This window comes from Seonamhaeicola marinus (assembly GCF_008085455.1).
The window spans coordinates 1-269 of the sequence record NZ_VSDQ01000388.1 but is presented as its reverse complement, the minus strand read 5'-3'; the positions used below and the strand labels follow the sequence as shown (position 1 = coordinate 269).

Here is a 269-nt window from a genome sequence, read left to right as displayed (position 1 = left end):
TGCTCAATTAAGCTAGAAGACACAGATCTTACAATGCCAGCGTTAATACCAATTAACTCTTCGCGAGTCATACCTGGTTTTCTAGGAATACCAGAGGTAATAACACAAATATCACTATTAGCTGTTTTGCTATAATCATTTGTAACACCAGTTATTTTAGTGTCAAATCCGTTTAATGATGCTGTTTGCATTAAATCCATAGCTTTACCTTCAGCATAGCCTTCTTTAATGTCTAACAAAACTACTTCTGAAGCAAAATTTTTAATAGC

Annotated in this window: 1 protein-coding gene; it reads right to left on the bottom strand. The window is 33.8% G+C overall.

The features are described from left to right. The coding region (locus tag FUA24_RS05080; RefSeq protein WP_449441419.1) for a lactate/malate family dehydrogenase at positions 1-269 on the bottom strand (269 nt) is incomplete at both ends.